Raw genomic sequence first — 16,525 nt, 5'->3', positions numbered from 1 at the left:
CGCGAGGGCTGCTCTTCAAGCCCGTATCGAGCCGGGCCACGCGACGACTTGCCCTGACATCACAAGGCGGTTGCGTCCGCTCTCCTTGGCGGCGTAGAGCGCTTTATCCGCAGCCACAATCAACGACGTGCAATCCGCCTTGTCGGCGAACGACATATGTGTGGCGCCACCAATACTGAGGGTGACCTGCTTGGATGGCGGGTTGAGCGCGTGGAGGATGCCGAGGTCCTGAATCGCTTGCCGGATTCGCTCGCCGACCTGCTCGCACCCTCCCATGTCGGTGTTTGGCAGCAGCAAGGCGAATTCCTCACCACCATACCGAGCGGCTACGTCTGCAGGCCGTCTGGCCTGCTCCGCCAGGACCCCGGCGACCGAGCGAAGACATGCATCGCCCGCCTGATGCCCGTACTGATCGTTGAAACGCTTGAAATGATCGACGTCCATCAGCAACAGCGACAGAGGCGTTCCTTCGCGCTTCGCCCGGTCCCATTCCGCCTCTAGCCGCTCGTCGAAGTGTCTGCGGTTTGCCAGGGCCGTCAGGCCATCCGAACTGGCGAGAGCCGACAGCTTATCCTCCAGGTCCTTACGTTCGGTCATGTCGCGCGAGATCGCCACCACGCCGTTGATGTCTCCACTCTGCGCACTCCTTGCGACGCGCAGCGCGGTTTCGATCCAGACCTCGCCTTTCTCGCGATGCCGAGTGCGATAAGTGATTCTAGCCTCCTCGGCTTCGCCGTTCATCAGCGCGGAGATCGTTTGCTCAACCCGGGCCAGGTCCGCGGGATTTATGCCGGCAAGGGCCGACGTATCTACCAATTCGTTCGGAGCCCAGCCGAGAACCCGCGCGCTGGACGGCGACGTATAGAGGATGCGTCCATCGAGCGCGATGCGCATGACCATGTCTCCCGACTGCTCCGCAAGGAGGCGAAAATCCGCCTCCTTGGCGATCAGGGCGGCGGCCATCTTTTGCCGCAGGTGCAACTGGCGCACCAGCAAAAGCCCTGCAACAGCGAGCCCTCCTATCAGTCCCAGCACCGCAGCCATGCGCATCAGCGCGGCCCTGCGCCATGGAGCCAAGACGTCGTCTTCCGATTCCGTCGCAACCACGAGAACGGGGTAGCGACTGCTCAGTTGATAAAAGCTCAGTCGCCGAACGCCGTCGAGAGGCGACGTGAAGTAGTAGACGCCCGCAGCCGGCCGCTCGCGGAAATTCCTAAAGAGCGGTGCATTCGACAGATCGCGGCCCGTGTATCCGTTGTCCGGGCTACGCGCGAGGACAATGCCTTTCGCTGTCGCCAGTGAAATTGAGCCGTTCTGGCCAACGTCGAACCCGCGATAGAATTGCAGAAAGTAGTCGACATCGATCGTGGTAAGAGCCACTCCGGCAAAACTGCCGTCAGGATGATTGAAGCGCCTTGACGCGGTGATGATCCATTGCCCGCCGGACCTGCTCCTCACTGGAGGCCCAATGAAGGTTCCCCGGTCAGCCACGGCGCGATGATGCTGGAAATACTCTCGGTCGCTGTTGTTGAGACTGGCGAAATCCACAGGCTCGCTGGTCGCGAGCCAGCGGCCGGTCTCGTCATAGACGAACACGGCGCGGATCCGGTTCGCGGCTTTGCGCCGGGAAAGAAAGGTCTGAATCTTGGCGATTGCCGCCGGGCTGGTTCCCTCGAGTTCGAGTTGGCCAACCAACACATTGAGAACGGTGTCCGCGAGTTCGAACGTATCGTCCGCGTGTTGCGTCACCGACCGGGCCAGATTGGCCATGTCCGTTTCGGAGCCCTTCAGCAGCGTCTGTCGCGAGGACCACTCCCGCCAGCCGCTGAGCGCGACCATCGCCAAGCAAGCGACCGCCACAAATGCGGAGGCCCAGAGCGTCAGACGCCCCTGGCGAACATCACTACGGTGATCGATCAAGAGACGCTCCCTCCACCCTCAACCCCGTAAACGCCTTGGGCTAAGGAACGGTTGCTCGTTCCGGTTGAGGTTTTTGGCAGAGCACCGGAAGGAGACTGACGGCATCGATGAGCGGCCTGACCGTCGATCGATAGCCCATGGACTGGTCGGACGAGAAGGATAACACAGCAATCAGCTCAGCTTGACGGCCTCGAGCACTGTGCCGGCCACTCGACCAAAGTGAGGTTCAGTAAAACTCGCCGGATGACGGCTTCGAACTCCGGCAAGATGTGCCAAGTCGTCGATCCGCGGTTGAGGCCGAATGACCAGGCTCTCTGCCGGCAGACGTTCGGTCGGCGAAAACGACGCGGGCTTCGCGCCGCCTGCAACAATGTGGGGCAACGGCGCGGCCATTGACCAGATGTTCTTGAGCATCGCCCTGTTCACCGAGCACGCGATGACGCCGTTGCCCCTCAGGCGGGCGACGGTAAAGAGCTTCCGGATCAGCAGGTCTCGTTCAAGCGACTGCGGCAAATGGAACTGCAGCCCGACGAGATGGCCTCTTTGTTGCACGACCATCGCGTCGATCCACCCCACCTGCGCGATGTGCACGCGCAGCGGTTCTCCAGCGCGAGGACAGTCAATGCCGGCGCCGAGCAGAACGCCGGCGCCAGAGAGGGAGACGTTGCTCACGCGCCCAGAAAGCACCTCGCCGGTCCCAGTCAGGATCAAGACTGATTCATCGACATCGAAACGCTCCTCGGCACGTCCCATCCGCGCCTGCAGCGAGGTCATGCAGACGAAGAAGAGCACGACGATGTTCACGACCGACCAGAAGGCGACCATCGGTAAAGCGCCCGGATGATCGATGATCCGCCATTCCGGGATGGTGTTGAGAACCACGCCGACGACCGTCAACGCCATCAGACCCGCCGATGGCCAGAATATCTCCGCGGCGTAGCTTGCGCGTCGCGCGGCAGCGCCCTTGGGCGTCACCCTGAATGCATGCCCCGTCGGCTTGACGAGAGTCCCGAGCACCGTTGGCAAGATCTTGAAGCTCTGGATAGTCGCCGATACCTGAGCGGCGAGCGGAAAGTGCTCGTGCGGCGCGAACCAGGAGATGCCGCCGTTAAGCGCCAGGATCGCGGGAAACAAGTAATAGAAGACCGACTCAGGAGTGACGTCGACGACAGGCGCTAGCCCAGTCCACATGAAGACGATCGGAACCAACACGACCGCGAGCGCCCGCAGGCCCATTGAGAGCCAATGCGTCGGAAAGAAGAGGAGCCGATGCATCAAGCCCAGTCCGGGGCCGAGCGGGCCGTCGGCGAGATACAGCGTCTGGATCGCGCCACGCGCCCAGCGTTGCCGCTGCACGAAAAAGGCGTCAAGGCTTTCCGGCGCCAGTCCGATCGCCAGCGGCTCGCGTAGATAGCGAGTGACGTACCCCTTGCGCAGCAGGACCAGCGTCAGCAACATGTCTTCCGTAATGGACTGGGTCGGCAAGGCATCGCCCACCGCGCGGAGTGCTGCGCGACGCGTGACGGAGTTCGAACCACAACAAAAGGCACCATCCCAGCCGTCGCGCGCCGGCATGATGGAATCGAAGAAGAACCGTTGCTCGTCCGGCAGTCCCCTGTGCAGGCCGAGATTCGCCTGCATCGGGTCCTCATTGTAGAAGGTGTGCGGGATCTGAACGATTCCGATCTTTGGATCGGCGAAGAAGCCCATCGTGCGCATCAGGAAATTGCGCTGCGGCACGAAGTCCGCATCAAAGATCGCGAAGAATTCGCCGCTCGTCTTCGTCAGGGCATGATTGATATTGCCGGCCTTGGCATTCAAGTTGTCGGCGCGCGTGAGATAGCCGGCGCCCTTTTGCTTGCAGAGTTCCCTGAGCCAAGGCCTGCGACCATCATCCAAGACCCAGACCTGGAGATTTGGATAGCCCAGGCACAGCGCGCCCGTGATCGTCTTTTCCAGCACCTCGAATGGCTCGTCATAGGTCGGAATAAAGACGTCGACCGAGGGCAGCTCGTCATCCGGCAGGCTGCGAAGCCGACGCTCGTGCTGATCTGCTTCGCTGCGGCGATCGGTCCTGCGAAGGAAAGTCAGATAGAGAATGAACTGATCTGTGAAGGTCAGAAGCTCGACGAACAGACAGAACCAGATCCAGCCGACCTGATACCAGCTCCCGCTTGCCGGCAGCACGGTGGTGCAAATACGCCATTCGAGATAGCGGGCGACCACGAGCCAAACCACGACAAAGACCGCGACTCGCGCCCAAGGGCGCGCGACTGGAAAGGTCGGCGCCAACAGGTACATCGCCGCAAAGATGCCCAGCATCGGCGCGAACAGCTGAGAGAGAGGCAGAGTCATGGCCTGCATGGAACATCTCGCTTACAGGGACGACTGGTCGAGCTCCAGGCGAGCGGTCAGCCATTTCAACTTCGAGCTGACCAATCGTAGCAGGCCGTCGGCGCTGCGCTCGAAGCGCACCTCAGCCAACCGTCCGATATCGCAGGAGCCGTTGCGGTCGGCCGACGTATCATTGGGCGGAAGCGATATCTCTACGGTGATGTTGCCCGGATCAGGCCGCGGCACCCGAGCCGCAAGCAGCCGATCATCGCCGTAGGCTGCCGATCCGCGGACTTGCCGGATCTGGCCGGTCTTCCATTCGCGGCTCCCAATCAGGCGGACGGTAGCCGCATCTCCGGCCTTGATCTTCTCGAAATCACGCTCGGGGAGTTCAACAACGATGAACCGGCGCTCGCAATCTGCAAAATCGAAGACCGATTGCCCTTCCGTGACCATCGAGCCCGGGCTGGCCGCGACCGACCAGACCACATGGGCTGCGGGCAAGGACAGATCGTAGTGATCGAGACGATCAAGTCGAGTGCGTTCCTCTGCGATTTCCGCGGCCAGCTGCGCGGCGCGTGAGCTGTTCTGCAACAGGTCCGTCTCGAGCTCCTGGCGGCGGAGGACAAGCCGCTCGCGCTGCTGCTGAGAATAGGGCACGTCATTGGCATCGCCACGAAGATAGATGCCCTTCTCGACCGCCCCCATCTCGGTCTTGAGGCGCTGCAGGCGTTCATCGGCCATCTGGCACCGCGTTGCGGTTGCCTCCTGCGAGGCCTGGGCCTCACCGGAGCGGATCTGCGAACTGATGCCGAGCTTCACGAGCCTCTCCATCCGGCCCGCGACATCGTTCCGCTGCCGCGCCTCGGCGAGACAGCCGCCTTTTTCAGCTTCCGTTTCGCCGATCTCGTGGCTCAGGCGCGCCACCATCCCCAAACGATAGTCCTCGCTGCGCTCGCCGAGCTTGCGATCGAGCTCGGCGATTTCCTCCAGTTGCCGACGTGCGAGCTCGGCGCGTTTGATGGACATGGCAAGCTGCTGATCAAGGTCCATGAGGTGCCGGCGATCCGGCGAACGCGCCTCGACCAGCGGCACCATTCGGGTGCGCTGGAAATATTCACCCTTGCGTGGAAGATCTGACGAGAGCTGACCCGCCATCGGTGCAGTCACCCGCATGAGCTCGGCATTGACATAGGCGGAGGGAGCGATTCGGTAGGTCACATACGGCAACAGGGTCCATCCGCTCAGAGCGATGATCCCGAGCGCCAAGGATCGGCGAACAATCCGGCTGCGAATGAAACGTTCGACATGCAAGCGAACCACGACTGGATCTCCAATGGGCTTTGGTCGCCGCGCCTGCCCCAGCGAAGGCAAGCCAATCGCCGCATGGCCCGGCCCTGGGATGGAGTCTGCGCCTTGAGGCACTGAGCAATCCGACAACATTGGTGCTAGCCGAGATCGGGATTCGCCGCCGCAGCAGACTCGCGTTCACAACCAAGAGAAGCGTATTTAGCTTTCACCACATTAGGTTAAGCTGTGTCAAAACCGGAAGACTACGGCTCCCCGAATCGAAGACCAGGATGCCGACCTATTCCGGCTTGAAGTCGGCGCGCCGGTTGCGCCGATCGAATGGCGGCGCGGCTAACGCCCATTCCTAAGCAGCTCTTTCGCTTCTTCGACTTCGGGAAGATTTCGTTCCGCCTCGAATTCGGCGAGGACGGGAGCGAGCAGTTCGAAAACCGCGCCCGCTCGGCCATTTGTCTTGTGCAGGCGCGCAAGTCCAATGGCGCTGCGCAGCTCGAAAGTCTTCGCCTGTTGGTGGCGTGCGATTTCCAGTGCCCGGTTGAAGGCATTTTCGGCCCCGGAATCGTCCGGAGGGTCATGTCGCGACAAAAGCTCGCCCTGGACGCGATGCAGCTCGGCATCAAGCCAACGCTGACCGGATTGTCCCGCCCATGCGATCAATTCGCTCAAGATCTCCAGCCCGGTTTCGAGTTGGCCCACCTCTGCATCCGCCATCGCGACCTGCATCCCCCAAAACGGTTCACAGAGGTAGCAGTCATTCTCGCGCAGCATGGTCCATCCGCGACGCATTTCCGTCAGTCCGGCCATCCGGTCGCCGGCACGCCACTTGGCGAGGCCATTCAGATAGGTACCGGCGGCCACGTACAGCGGCATCGTGTGGTCGCGCGCGAGACCAAGCGCCAGGATGGTATCCGTCTGCTGCAACATGCCCCCGCACAGTCCGTCGAACACGGCCCGATGAACAAGCGCATTGGCCCGGGACAGCGCCCGTTGTTCTCCCGAAGCGCTCACCGCTTCGGCTGCGAGCCGGCGCGCGCGAGCGATGCTGCCAAGCGGCCAAAGCACCAGAGCAAGAAACCTCATGATCACGAACGGCAGATCCAGCGCCGAGGGCCTGAACGTCGCGGGATCCGGCTCGGCACCATAGATCGCCAGTGCCCGCTCGAGATGCGTTCTCGCGTTCAAATAGTCGCCCCCGAACCAGCAGGTGACGCCGCCTGTCCAATGCGCAACGACGGCGGCCACCGGCGCGTCCGGTCGTCGCTCCGCGGCACTCATGATGGCGTCGGCCAGTTCCCGCATTGGAGCAAGTTCGCCGTGTGTCAGACAGGCATTGAAGAGGCCCGAATGTATCGGCGCAAGTTCCACCGGATCATTGATGTCGGCAGCGAACTGCCGGGCGCGCGTCCATGCGGCTACCGTTTCGGGGGCGCTGTGCCCGAGGCCGCCCCTTAACGCGCGGCCATATGCGATTTGAAGATGCAGCCTGCTCATCATCCGGCGAGGCTCGTCAGGCAACTCATCGGCGATGGCAATCGCCTTGCCGAGATGCGCAATTGCCTCGGAATAGGCCGAGCGTTTCAGCGCCTGCTGGCCCGCCTTGCGCCACCACTCGAGGGCGACCTCGTTCAGCCCAGCCTCGGTGAAGTGGCGTGCCAGAACTTCCGGCTCGGTCTCGGCGACGACTGGAAACTTTTCGCGCAGGACATCGCCGATGCGCGTGTGAAGCACCTGCCGTTTGCTCTTGAGCAGGCTCTCGTAGGCCGCCTCCTGAACGAGAGCGTGCTTGAAACTGTAGTTTGCCTCGGGCGGAGCCCCGCGACACACCAGCAGTTCGGCCTCCTCGAGTTGCCCCAGCGCAGCGCTCAGCGTCAGATCATCGCGTCCCGCCACATATCTCAGCAGCGCGTATGAGAAGTCGCGGCCGATGGCGGCGCCTATCTGCGCCACCTCCTTGACCGGAGCCAGCCGGTCGAGCCGCGCCATCAGCGAATCCTGCAGCGTCGCGGGAATAGCCAGCGGCGGGAGCGGACTTTCGAGGCGATAGCGCCCGGCACCTTCGACGAGCCATCCGGACTCCAGCACCATCTTGGTCAATTCCTCGACGAATAGCGGGACGCCATCCGTCCTGTCGATGATCTGCTTCATCATCTCGCGTGGCAGCTGGCGACCGACAGTCACCTGCTCGACCAGCGCCCGCGTGTCCTGCCGATCGAGCCGGTCGAGCCGCAACAGAGTGACGTTGGCAAGGCCCGACCAGGAGGGCTCGAACTCCGGCCGCGACGTCATGAGCACGAGTATCGGCAGTCGCCTGATCCGGTCGACCGTGAGATCGAACAGTTCAAGTGTCGTGGCATCGGCCCAATGCATATCCTCGCAGATGATCAGCAGGGGCTGCTCTCGCGCGAGCCCCTCGAGCTGATCGAGAAGGGTGGCAAAGGTCTGTCGCCGCAGCTGCGCCGGGCTCAGACCGAGCGGCGGATAACGGTCGCCGGTTGGGATCGAAAGCAGTGCCGCAATGAGCGCTGTCGCCCGGGCAACCTGCTGCGTTCCAAGCGCCAGCATCGCCTCGAGCTTGTCGAGCTTTTGCCCGGGCGTGTCGTGCGAGCAAATGCCGGCAGCGCGCTCGAGTTGCGCGACAAAGGGATGAAGCGCACTGTTGGTGTGGTACGGCGAGCACTGATATCGCACGCGGCGGTGCGCCCCCAACACGGGGCTTTCGGACAGCATTGCGACCATGCGCGACTTGCCGATGCCGGCTTCGCCGGAGATCAGCACCATCTGCCCTTGCCCCTGCCATGCCAACCGCTGGCGCGAGAGCGTGAGTTCGATCTCCTCCTTGCGGCCGACAAAGCCGATCGAGCGCGCCGCGTGGACCGCCTCGAAGCGACTTTCCGATGCGGGCGCTCCCTCGACCGCCCAGACCGCGATGGGTTCGGATATCCCCTTGACCTCGCGGCGGCCGAGGTTGCGAAAAGTGAAGAGATCACCGAGCAGCCGGCGCGTCGACGAGGCAACGACGACCGCTCCCGGCTCCGCCAGGCTCTGGAGCCGGGCAGCGAGGTTTGGTGTATCGCCGACCGTTGCGCTCTCCTCTGACGCATCTCCGCTGATGAGGTCGCCGACCACCACAAGCCCGGTCGCGATTGCGATCCGCAACTCAACCCGTTCGTCGCCGCTCGTCTTGAGCTGTCGCATCGCAGAGATGGCGTCGAGGCCCGCGCGCACTGCGCGCTCCGCGTCATCCTCATGGGCGCGCGGATAGCCGAAATAGACGAGTATTCCGTCGCCGACGAACCTGGCTATGCTGCCGTCATAGGCGGAAATGACCCTCGCGCAGGCAGCGCGATAGGCCCGGATCACTTCCCACATATCCTCGGGATCGAGACGCGCCGAGAGTGCAGTCGAGCCGACCAGATCGCAAAACATGACGGTGAGGTGGCGCCGCTCGGCGTCGTGAGGAGGAGTCGGCGATGCAATCAACGCGGCGGGATCGAGGTCGGCAATAGCACGCAGCATTTTACGGCGATGGCCGAGCAGGACTCCGAGCTTATCGAAGTCCTCGTCCATCAGCTCGGGAAGGACGCCCATGTCGACGCCATTTTGGACAAAACGCTCTGCGTACTGCCCAAGTCCCAGCTTCTCGAGCCACTCCGCAATCTGCATTGGCTCCACCGATCCTGTGGTTGGCGGTTAGCAGAATTTTGGACCACGGCGCGGGGACGATATCCCAACATCATCATGATGGCACGTCTTGTTTGTTGCGCGATAAACTCAGGTTGCTCAGTACCGATACGGCTTCCAAACAGCGGCATTGCCCGATGCGAACGGCAGCGCCACCAAAAATCGTCAGCACGCAGCGTTGAACGACGGAGGTTGCGATGATTCGTGGCTACTCACCCCGTACCTGAGGCCCGCTCCAACACTGCGGCTCGTGTCCGCGTCACCACGCCTGGCAGACGCTCTCCGTGAGCGCAGTCCTTCATTCCTTGTCCATCGACGCTTCGTAGCTGCGAGCCATCGTGCCCGCCGCAACTTGAAGCGAAGAGCCAACCACCCAACAGCCGGCAACAAAGCCTATCAGGCCGTTGGGGAGATTTTGATCAAGGACAAGGATGCTGACTGACAGGGTTGCGGCAATGGCGGCGACGAACGTTCCGGCCGCGCTCATGATCTCAACCGCCTCGGAACCGGTGTATTCTTCCGAGAGGCTCGAGATCGACTTCCGAGCGACACTGCGAGACAAATCAATTCCGACATAATAGCTGAGAGCTCCGTAGAGCGTGGTCATCAGCACAATCCAGCCGCTTTCAAACAGTCCGTCTCTCTGACGCAACAGGGTCGCGCCCACATAGAGGCCGCAAGAGGCCCCAACGGCTGCGAGCCCAATTCTTTCAAGAAGATGGGCCGATTTGATCAGGCTGGAACGAGCGATCCGAAGATTGCCGGCTTGCCTCGTTTCGGACACTGCACTGGAAACTGCATCGCCTAGCTTCATTGGTGAGCTCCTTCTTGGGTAAGTAGCAGCCTACCGGCCGACCCCGAATAGAGGCAGCCTCGTGGACGCGTCTTGCGATTCCCCTGATTCCAATTTCTGAAAAATCTGTGCTGAGTGATGGGGCTGGCTTGCTCGCGAGCAAGACGAGAGCCAATCCAAAGCTGCGAGCACGCGGCTTCGCAGGCATTGCATCTCACCCGTGTCTGTCAGTTAGCTTCGGGTGCGGCAATTTCTTGCGGAATTGGTAGCTCGAGAAGAGTGTGATGGAATATGAGATCGTTCACATTCCGCAGCTCCCTGCCGCTCGATCCGGTCACGATTTCCGGAGGACGAGTCTGCATCTGCCCGGCGCTTTCGCCGACATCAAACCTATCTACACTTGCCTGCTTCGTACACGTCAACTCATGCGTTCGGTCACGTCATCGGAAACGTACCGCATCCTGCGCGCCTCAGGCCGACCACTCCTCGCCCCACACCTGGACGACGTGACCAGGCGAGACCTCGCGATATTGCCGCACCGGCGGCTGGTAGTCCGGCGCGCGCACCGGGCTCCTGATCTCGTCGTTGGAGGCCTCGCGCTTGGTGCCGCGGCGCGCGGGATCGGGGACCGGCACGGCGGCCATCAGCTTCTTCGTATAGGGATGCTGCGGATTGCCGAACAGGGCTGCGCGCGGGCCGATCTCGACGATCTCGCCGAGATACATCACCGCGACCCGGTGGCTCATGCGCTCGACCACCGCGATGTCGTGGGAAATGAAGAGGTAGGCAAGGCCCATGCTGGCCTGAAGGTCGAGCATCAGGTTGACGACCTGCGCCTTCACCGAGACGTCGAGCGCCGAAACCGCCTCGTCCGCGACGATCAGCTTCGGCCCGAGCGCGAGCGCCCGCGCAATGCAGATGCGCTGGCGCTGGCCGCCGGAGAATTCATGCGGGAAGCGCGCGGCCATGTCGGCGGTCAGGCCGACGCGCACGAGCAGGTCGGCGACCTTGTCGCGCCCCTGCGCAGCGGTGGCGAGGCCGTTGGCCAGCAGCGGCGCTGCGATCGCCGTCCCCACCGACATGCGCGGATTGAGGCTCGCGAACGGATCCTGAAACACGATCTGCATCTGCTTGCGGAAGTCGCGCAAGGTGCGGCCGTTCATCGCCAGCACATCCTGGCCGTCGAGCAGAACCGTCCCGCTGTCCGGCTCGAGCAGCTTGAGGATCGAGCGGCCGGTCGTCGACTTGCCGCAGCCGGATTCACCGACCAGCGCCAGCGTCTCGCCGGCGTGCAAGGTGAAGGAGACGTTCTCGACCGCGTGGACGCGGCCGGAGACCTTGCCGAACAATCCCGAGCGGATCGGAAAGCGCGTGGTGAGGTTCGAGACTTCGAGCAGCGGGCGCTCGGCAGTCGAGACCGTATCCGGTGTCTCGGTCGGCTCATCTGAGGTGCCGGTGACCTTGTCGACAATCGGAAAGCGCATCGGCCGCGGACGCCCGTCCATCGAGCCGAGGCGAGGCACCGCCGCGAGCAGCGCGCGGGTGTAGGGATGCGAGGGCGCGGCAAAGATGCGCGATGTCGCATCGGTCTCCACCGCCTGCCCGCCATACATTACGACCGTGCGGTCCGCGATCTCGGCGACCACGCCCATGTCGTGGGTGATGAAGAGGATCGACATCCCCTCTTCCTGCTGGAGCTCCTTCAGGAGCTCCAGGATCTGGGCCTGGATCGTGACGTCGAGCGCGGTGGTCGGCTCGTCGGCGATCAGGAGTTTCGGCTTGCAGGCCAGCGCCATCGCGATCATCACGCGCTGGCGCATGCCGCCGGAGAAGCGGTGCGGATGCTCGTGGAAGCGAGATTTCGCAGCAGGGATGCGGACGCGGTCGAGCAGCCGGACGGTCTCGGCCTCGGCCGCCGCCCGCGACATGCCGCGATGCTGGATCAGCGCTTCCGCAATCTGGAAGCCGATGGTGAGCACCGGATTGAGGCTCGTCATCGGCTCCTGGAAGATCATGGCGACGTCGTTGCCGCGGATGTCCTTCATGCTCGCTTCGGGCAGCGCGAGGAGATCGCGGCCGGCGAGCGTGACGCGGCCTTCGATCCGCCCGCTCTCCTTCGGAATGAGCCGCATGATCGACAGCGCAGTGACACTCTTGCCCGAACCGGACTCGCCGACGATCGCCACGGTTTCGCGCGGCGCGACGTCGAACGACACGTTGCGGACGACAGGGATCCATTGCCGCTCGCGCATGAAGGACGTGGTCAAGCCCGCGACCGACAGCACCGGCCCCTGCGCTTCGGCAATGACTTGGTCAGATCTGCTGGCGCCGATGCTCATGCGAGTGTCCTAGTAGCCGCGCGTACGATCGACACGCCCCGGCAGATCCTCGCCGCGACGGTGACGTGCGATGACGTCGAGCACGTAGTCGACGGCCGTATCCGGCGTGGTCATGCTGGCGTTGTGCGGCGTCAGCAAGATGCGCGGATGGCTCCAGAATGGATGGCCCGCCGGCAGCGGCTCGGGATCGGTGACGTCGAGGACAGCCCCCGAGAGTGCGCCGCTGTCGAGAGCCGCGAGGACATCGGCCTCGACGAGATGCGGGCCACGCCCGACATTGACCAGGGAGGCGCCGCGCGGCAGGCGCGCGAACAGGTCCGCGTTCAGGATCCCGCTTGTCTCATCGGTCAGAGGCAGCAGGCAGACGAGAATGTCGGTCTGCGCAAGGAAGTCGGGCAAGGCGTCCATGCCCGCATGGCAGATAACGCCCTCGATCTCGCGCGGCGAGCGATTCCAGCCGAGACGCGGGAAGCCGAACGCCTTGAGGCGTTCGAGCACGGCCTGGCCGAGCTGGCCGAGCCCCATCACGCCGACACGCCGCCGCTTCGCCGGCGTGATCCGGATCTCGCGCCAGACCTGTTCCTTCTGCTGGGCGATGAAGTGCAGGAGATCGCGATGCAGGGCGAGCACGGCCATGGTGACGTATTCCACCATGGTCTCGGCAATGCCGGGCTCCAGCATGCGCACCAGCGGGATGTGCGGTGGAAGTTTGCTGGCGTCGAACTGGTCGACGCCGGCGCCGACCGAGAAGACCAGCTCGAGGTTTGGAAAGGTCGCCGCAATGTTATCAGGCGGCACCCACGCCACGAGATAGCGCACCTCGGCGGGATCGCCGATGTCGGGCCAGAGCCGGAACGGCAGATGCGGCGCGCGCTCCGCGAAGAAGCGCGCCCACTCCGCGCCGCGCACCATGTTGGCCTTGTAGAGAACCGTCATGCGGCCAAGGCCCTCAGAACGGGCTGACCGGCGCGAGCCGGCGGCCGTCGATCATGCGCTTGTGGCTGTAGGGCTCAGGATCGACCAGCGGCGTCGAGCCGGTCACGATGTCGGCGGCGAGCTTGCCGGCCGCAGGGCCGATGCCGAAGCCGTGGCCGGAGAAGCCGGTGGCGAGGAAGAAGCCCGGCAGCGCATCGACCGGCGAGATCACCGGGATCGTATCGGGCGTGCAGTCGATCGTGCCGCCCCAGGCTTCCGCGATCTCGATGTCCTTGAGCTCGGGGTTCGACTTGATCAGCGCTGATAGCGCCGCATTGACCAGCGACATGTCGGGCGCGGGGTCGCGCACCCGTTCGGTCTCGAACGGCGACGGCTTGTCGAGGCTCCAGCTGGTGCCGCGCATGAGCTGGTCGAAGAACGACTTGCCGAACGACATCTTCAGTCCGTTGCGGCGATGCAGATAGGTCGGCCAGAAGGTACGCGCGTAGCGGAACAGATCGGGCGACAGCTCGACCGTGCCGCGGTTGCGCAGCGCCAGCGTAAAGCCGCCGTCGAGCCGGCGGCGGATGCAGTAAAAATCGGTACCGAGCGCACCCGACGTGATCTCCGGCCCGGGCGTGGTCCGGCACGCGGTGGCGTTGACGAGGCCGATCGGCAGCTCGATGCCGTGACGGCGGCAGAACAGCGACGACCACGCGCCGCCCGAGAGCAGCACGGATTGCGCGCGGATGGTGCCCTTCTCGGTGACGACGGCGCTGACCCGCCCGCCGGTCGTCTCCAGCCCGCGCGCGGCGCAGCCCTGGTGGATCGTAACGCCGTGCTTTCGCGCGGCAGTCGCAAGCGCGGGCACGGCCATCGACGGCTCGGCGCGGCCGTCGCTCGGCGTGTGCAGGCCGCCGACCCACTTGTCGGCATTGCCTGGCATGCGCTCGGCGACCTCCGCCGGCGTCAGGACGGTGGAATGCACCTGCTGCTCGCGCGCGATCGCGGCCCAGCGTTCCCAGCCGGCGAGCTCGTCCTTGCTCTTGGTCAGGAACAAGACGCCGGTGCGGCGGAAGCCGGCATCGACGCCGGCGTCGTTCTGCATGTCCTCCCACAGCCGCAGCGCCTCGCGCGCCAGCGGAATCTCCTCACGCGCGCGGCCCTGCTGGCGGCACCAGCCCCAATTGCGGCTCGACTGCTCGCCGCCGACATGCCCCTTCTCGACGAGCGCGACGGAAAGCCCCTTCTTCGCCAGATGATAGGCCGCCGAGACGCCGATGACGCCGCCGCCGATGACGACGACGTCGGCCTGCGCCGGCAGGCGTTCGTCGCTATTTATACGGTTGAGCGGCGGGGACATCGGACACTCCTGGACTTCAGTTCGATCGAGCTCTTGCTCGTCATGGGATATTCATCCTGGGATCGAGCGCGTCACGCAGGCCGTCGCCGAGGAAGTTGAAGCTCGTGACCGCGAGCGTGATGGCGAGGCCCGGCGCAATGGCGAGCCACGGCGCGCTGGTGAGATAGATCTGCGCGTTGTTGAGCATGTTGCCCCAGCTCGCGGCCGGCGGCTGGATGCCGTAGCCGAGATAGCTGACATAGGATTCGAGCAGGATCGCCTTGGCGACGTTCAGCGTCGCCGCGACCACGATCGGCGCGATCGCGTTGGGCACGAGCTCGTGGAACATGATCCGCAGGTTCGACGAGCCGAACGCGACGGCGGCGACCGCGAACTCGCGCTCCCTGAGCGAACGAACCTGGGCCTCGACGACGCGGGCAACGCTCATCCAGGCGGTCGCCGCGATCAGCACGGTGGTGGTGACGAGGCCGGGCTCGGTCAGCGCGGCGAGCGCAAGCAGCAGGAAGATGGTCGGAAAGCACAGCACGGCGTCGACGAGCCGCATCAGGACCGCACCGACCACACCGCCATAGAAGCCGGCGAAGGCGCCGACGGCGATGCCGACCGCCATCGCGATCACCATCGCGACGATGCCGATCGAGAGCGACACCCGTCCGCCCATCATCAGCCGCGCCAGCACGTCGCGGCCGAGCTCGTCGGTGCCGAGGATGTGTGCGCCCGAGAGCGGCGGCGCGAACCGCTTCATGATGTCGATATAGGTGTCGTCGAACGGCAGCAGGTAAGGACCCAACGCAGAGCCGAGGACGAGAACGAGGATGATCACGGCGCCCGCAAGCGCGAGCCGGTGCCGGCGGAATCGCCGCCAGGCGGCCTGGCCGGGCGCGAGCTGGTCGGTGGAGAGAACCGCGCTCGTCATCGCTAGCCCACCCGGATGCGCGGATCGACGACGGCATAGAAGATGTCGGCGAGCAGCGAGCCGATCAGCACCATGGTCGCCGAAAACATCAGGATGCCCATCACCACGGGATAGTCGCGATAGCCGATGGAATCGAGAAACAGCCGTCCCATGCCGGGCCAGGTGAACACGGTCTCGGCGACCAGCGCGCCGCCGAGCAGCGTCGGAAACTGGAGGCCGGCCACCGTGATCATCGGCAGCAGCGCATTGCGAAGCGCGTGCACGGTGAGGATCCGCCATTCCGGCATGCCCTTGGCGCGCGCGGTACGGATGTAATCCTGGTTGATGACCTCGAGCATCGAGGAGCGCATGAAGCGGCCCCACATCGCGGTCTCGACCAGCGCCAGCACCAGGGCCGGCGCGATCAGATGATGCAGCAGGTCGAGGAAGGAGCCGTCGCCGACGGTCTCGCGGTTGCCGGCCGGCAGCCAGCCGAGCTTCACCGAGAACACGTAGATGGTGACGAGGCCGAACCAGAAGGTCGGGATCGACAGCGCGATCATGGCGCCGACGGTCGCGAGCGTGTCGAACAGCGAGTAGCGGCGCAGCGCGCCAAGGATACCGATCCAGCAGCCGAGCAGCACCGCAATGATCGTCGCCGTCGCCATCAGCTCCAGCGTTGCGCCGAGATGCGACGAGATCACCGACAGCACCGCCTCGCCGTCGCGGTAGGACTTGCCCCAATCGCCCTTAAGCATGCGGCCGAACCAGTCGAGATACTGGATCGGCAGCGGCCGATCGAGGCCGAGCTGCCTGGTGACGCGGTCGAGATCCTCCTGCGTCATCTGCGCGGAAGCGGCAAATTGCGAGAGCGGACCGCCCGGCGCCAGATGCAGCAGGGCGAAGCCGATCGCCGAGACGATCACAAGCAGCATGATCGCCTGCGCAAGGCGATTGACGACATAGCGGGCCATCTC

10 protein-coding genes are annotated in these 16,525 nt (G+C 64.2%); all 10 read right to left on the bottom strand.

All coding sequences use genetic code 11. The features are described 5' to 3' along the window. Positions 1-15: 15 nt before the first annotated feature. The 10 genes from EI171_RS14120 to EI171_RS14075 all read right to left on the bottom strand — a co-directional run bounded on the left by EI171_RS14120 (position 16) and on the right by EI171_RS14075 (position 16,522). Positions 16-1,839: a diguanylate cyclase domain-containing protein gene (locus EI171_RS14120; protein ID WP_371740541.1), complete on the bottom strand. Its 1,824-nt coding sequence runs from the start codon at positions 1,837-1,839 to the stop codon at positions 16-18. A 252-nt stretch (positions 1,840-2,091) separates the two neighbouring features. Further along, complete coding sequence (locus EI171_RS14115; RefSeq protein WP_161533634.1) at positions 2,092-4,284, bottom strand: glycosyltransferase; 2,193 nt, start codon at positions 4,282-4,284, stop codon at positions 2,092-2,094. A 12-nt stretch (positions 4,285-4,296) separates the two neighbouring features. Next, positions 4,297-5,577, bottom strand: a complete 1,281-nt coding sequence (locus EI171_RS14110; protein ID WP_246740538.1) for an HlyD family efflux transporter periplasmic adaptor subunit — start codon at positions 5,575-5,577, stop codon at positions 4,297-4,299. Between the two features lie 318 nt (positions 5,578-5,895). After that, positions 5,896-9,225, bottom strand: a complete 3,330-nt coding sequence (locus tag EI171_RS14105) for an adenylate/guanylate cyclase domain-containing protein (RefSeq protein WP_161533632.1) — start codon at positions 9,223-9,225, stop codon at positions 5,896-5,898. Between the two features lie 316 nt (positions 9,226-9,541). Next, positions 9,542-10,057, bottom strand: a complete 516-nt coding sequence (locus EI171_RS14100) for a hypothetical protein (RefSeq protein ID WP_028174581.1) — start codon at positions 10,055-10,057, stop codon at positions 9,542-9,544. Between the two features lie 449 nt (positions 10,058-10,506). Beyond that, positions 10,507-12,375, bottom strand: coding sequence for an ABC transporter ATP-binding protein (locus EI171_RS14095; RefSeq protein ID WP_202633146.1), 1,869 nt, complete (start codon positions 12,373-12,375; stop codon positions 10,507-10,509). A 9-nt stretch (positions 12,376-12,384) separates the two neighbouring features. Then, a complete protein-coding gene (locus EI171_RS14090; RefSeq protein ID WP_028174579.1) occupies positions 12,385-13,311 on the bottom strand; it encodes a glyoxylate/hydroxypyruvate reductase A in 927 nt (308 codons plus the stop codon). Between the two features lie 13 nt (positions 13,312-13,324). Further along, a complete protein-coding gene (locus EI171_RS14085) occupies positions 13,325-14,653 on the bottom strand; it encodes an FAD-binding oxidoreductase (RefSeq protein ID WP_161533631.1) in 1,329 nt (442 codons plus the stop codon). A 40-nt stretch (positions 14,654-14,693) separates the two neighbouring features. Then, positions 14,694-15,569: an ABC transporter permease gene (locus EI171_RS14080; RefSeq protein WP_011089451.1), complete on the bottom strand. Its 876-nt coding sequence runs from the start codon at positions 15,567-15,569 to the stop codon at positions 14,694-14,696. Positions 15,570-15,571: 2 nt separating this feature from the next. Next, positions 15,572-16,522: an ABC transporter permease gene (locus tag EI171_RS14075; RefSeq protein WP_011089452.1), complete on the bottom strand. Its 951-nt coding sequence runs from the start codon at positions 16,520-16,522 to the stop codon at positions 15,572-15,574. Positions 16,523-16,525: the final 3 nt, after the last annotated feature.

It is taken from the genome of Bradyrhizobium sp. LCT2, assembly GCF_009931255.1.
Classification (GTDB): domain Bacteria; phylum Pseudomonadota; class Alphaproteobacteria; order Rhizobiales; family Xanthobacteraceae; genus Bradyrhizobium; species Bradyrhizobium diazoefficiens.
The sequence above is the reverse complement of the archived record's forward strand: the minus strand, read 5'-3'. Positions and strand labels throughout refer to the sequence as shown.

Coding starts and splice junctions, on each gene's coding strand:
- EI171_RS14120 (WP_371740541.1), bottom strand. CDS start 1,839: ATGGTCGCGCTCAGCGGCTGGCGGGAGTGGTCCTCGCGACAGACGCTG.
- EI171_RS14115 (WP_161533634.1), bottom strand. CDS start 4,284: ATGCAGGCCATGACTCTGCCTCTCTCTCAGCTGTTCGCGCCGATGCTG.
- EI171_RS14105 (WP_161533632.1), bottom strand. CDS start 9,225: ATGCAGATTGCGGAGTGGCTCGAGAAGCTGGGACTTGGGCAGTACGCA.
- EI171_RS14100 (WP_028174581.1), bottom strand. CDS start 10,057: ATGAAGCTAGGCGATGCAGTTTCCAGTGCAGTGTCCGAAACGAGGCAA.
- EI171_RS14095 (WP_202633146.1), bottom strand. CDS start 12,375: ATGAGCATCGGCGCCAGCAGATCTGACCAAGTCATTGCCGAAGCGCAG.
- EI171_RS14090 (WP_028174579.1), bottom strand. CDS start 13,311: ATGACGGTTCTCTACAAGGCCAACATGGTGCGCGGCGCGGAGTGGGCG.
- EI171_RS14085 (WP_161533631.1), bottom strand. CDS start 14,653: ATGTCCCCGCCGCTCAACCGTATAAATAGCGACGAACGCCTGCCGGCG.
- EI171_RS14080 (WP_011089451.1), bottom strand. CDS start 15,569: ATGACGAGCGCGGTTCTCTCCACCGACCAGCTCGCGCCCGGCCAGGCC.
- EI171_RS14075 (WP_011089452.1), bottom strand. CDS start 16,522: ATGGCCCGCTATGTCGTCAATCGCCTTGCGCAGGCGATCATGCTGCTT.